Annotated in this window: 1 protein-coding gene; it reads right to left on the reverse strand. The window is 64.5% G+C overall.

Translation table 11 applies throughout. The features are described from left to right. Positions 1-205 precede the first annotated feature (205 nt). The gene (locus tag HLUSI_RS29200) at positions 206-2845 is read right to left on the reverse strand and encodes a nitrate reductase (RefSeq protein ID WP_016835117.1); all 2640 of its coding nucleotides are present in this window, start codon (positions 2843-2845) and stop codon (positions 206-208) included. Positions 2846-2887: the final 42 nt, after the last annotated feature.

Consider the following 2887-nt stretch of genomic DNA (forward strand, 5'->3'; position numbering starts at 1 on the left):
CCGTTCGCCCGCCGAGCAGCTGGCTTATCGCCATGCCGAAGAGCAGTACCAGATCAACATGGAACGTTCCGCACGCTATCGGCAATCGCTGGAGCAGGCCGACGGTGAAAGCCCGGCGCCGATCATCATCACTTCGCGGCCGGCGGACTGAGCGACCGTATTTTCCTCATCAGGATTGACGCCGTAGCGCTTCCTTTCGTCAAGCTCAGGCAGTCTCCGCCGCCATCGTCTCCACCATCAGCTTCCTGATCTCCGGCACGCAAGAGCCGCAGTTGCCGCCGGCCTTGAGGCAGGCGGTGACTTCCGCCACCGTCTTCAATCCCTGCTCGCGCACTGCATTGCAGATCGTGTTGCGGCCCACGCCGAAGCATGAACATACCGTCGGGCCGGTGTCGGCGCCTTTTTCGATCGGCTGGCCGATCAGCAGGCCGACGCGGTCGGCTTCCTCCAGTTGCTCCTTGTCGAACAGACTCGCCAGCCAGGCGCGCGAGGGCAGGTCGGGGCGTTTGGACAGGAAGATGCACATGTCGATACGGTCGTTGTCGACGTGCACCGCGCGATAGACGCCGGCGGTGCGGTCTTCGTATTCGAGCCAGTCGGCGTCGATGTCGTGTACGCCGAGCAGCTTGCGCGCCCACGCGCTGTGGTCGCCGATGGCGTTGCGGCCGGCCAGTTCGTAGCGCGCAAAATCGCGGCCCTGGATGCGCGTCCAATGCGTGATTTCATCCAGCGCCAATGCTTTGCGGCTCAGGATGAAGCCATGCCAGGACACGCCGAATTCTTCAATGTTGACGGGCGTGTGTTTGAACTCCGGTTCGCCCGATACCGGATCGACCACCGGATTGACCAGCGCACCCACGCGCGCATCGGAGGCGGTCTGGTTGCTCCAGTGGATCGGTACGAACACGCTGCCGCGCGCAATGCCGCCGCTGTGCTGCACGCGCGCCACCATCGCGCCCCAGCGCGAGCTGATGCGCGCCAGGCTGCCTTCGCGCACGCCGTAACGCAACGCATCCTGCGGATGCATGTCGACGAAGGACTCCGGCACGTGATCTGCCAGGCGCGCCGATTTGCCGGTGCGCGTCATGGTGTGCCATTGGTCGCGCACGCGGCCGGTGTTGAGCGTCAGCGGGAATTCTTCATCCGGCAGATGCGCCGGACCGCGCGGCGGCGTCGGCACGAAGCGCGCCTTGCCGTCGGCATGTGCATAGCGCCGGTTGCCGAACAGGCGCGCGGCGCCGACCGCGTCGCCGTTGTGTTTGTCGCGCGTGACGGGCCACTGGATCGGCTGCAACTGGTCGAACTGTTGCTTGTTCATGCCGATCAAGCCGTCGAGATTGAACACGCGCATGCTGTTGCCGGCGATTTGCGGCGGGCCGTTGCGGTAGCTGCTCAGGCGCGCGTGTTCGTCGAAGATCGCATGCACGCCGGCGAAGTCGAAGCCGCGATACCCCATGCGGATGGCGACGTCGCAGATGATCTTCCAGTCCGGACGGGCTTCGCCCGGCGCGGTCAGGAAGGCGCGCTGGCGCGAGATGCGGCGCTCCGAATTGGTGACGGTACCGTCCTTCTCGCCCCAGCCGAGCGCGGGCAGCAGTACATGCGCGAAGGCATTGGTGTCGGTGCCTTCGATGATGTCGGAGGCGACCACCAGTTCGCACTTCGACAGCGCGCGCTGGACCACGTTGGCGTCGGGCATGCTGACCATGGGATTGGTCGCCATGATCCAGACCGCCTTGATGCGGCCGGCTTCGATTGCATTGAACAGGTCGACCGCTTTCAGGCCCGGCTTGTCGGCCATGTGCGGCGAGCCCCAGAAGGTTTGCACCGTGTCGCGATGCAGCGCATTGTCGAGATCCATGTGCGCCGCCAGCATGTTGGCGAGGCCGCCGACTTCGCGCCCGCCCATGGCGTTGGGCTGGCCGGTGATCGAGAACGGGCCCATGCCGGGCTTGCCGATGCGCCCGCTGATCAGGTGGACGTTGATGATGCTGTTGACCTTGTCGGTGCCGGCGCTGGATTGATTCACGCCCATCGAGAAGGCGGTGATGACCTTCTCGGTATCGGCGAACATTTGATAGAAGGCCAGCAGGTCGTTGACGTCGACCTTGCAGATCCGCGCGATTTCATTCGGGTCGGCGCAGTCGGCGTCGGCGATTGCCAGCGCTTCGCCGAGGCCGCTGGTGTGGGCGTCGACGAAAGCGTTGTCGCGCGCGCCGCGATGCGCAAGGAAGCTCATCAGGCCGTTGAACAGCCAGACGTCGGTGCCGGCCTTGACCGGCAAATGCATGTCGGCCAGTTCGCAGGTGGCGGTGCGGCGCGGATCGATGACGATCAGTTTCATCTCCGGCCGGTTTTCCTTGGCCTTGGCGATGCGCTGGAACAGGATGGGATGGCACCACGCCGTGTTGGAGCCGACCAGCACTACCATGTCGGCCAATTCCAGATCCTCGTAGCAGATCGGCACCAGGTCTTCGCCGAACGCGCGCTTGTGGCCGGCCACGGCCGACGACATGCACAGGCGCGAATTGGTGTCGATGTTGGCGCTGCCGATGTAGCCCTTCATGAGTTTGTTGGCGATGTAATAGTCTTCGGTCAGCAACTGGCCGGAGACATACAACGCCACCGCATCCGCACCGTGCCGGTCGATGATGCCGCGCAGGCCGCCGGCGACCTTGTCGAGCGCAGCGTCCCAGCTCACGCGCTGCAACGTGCCGTCGGCGTCGCGCACTTTCGGATGCAGCAGGCGGCCGCTGAGGTCGACCGTCTCGCCCAGCGCCGAACCCTTGACGCACAGGCGGCCCTTGTTGGCCGGATGCAGCTCGTCGCCCGTGATGGCGATCACGCCGTCGGCCTAATATATGTATTATGATTAGTATTATGTATG

The sequence above is a fragment of the Herbaspirillum lusitanum P6-12 genome (genome assembly GCF_000256565.1).
Taxonomy (GTDB): domain Bacteria; phylum Pseudomonadota; class Gammaproteobacteria; order Burkholderiales; family Burkholderiaceae_D; genus Herbaspirillum; species Herbaspirillum lusitanum.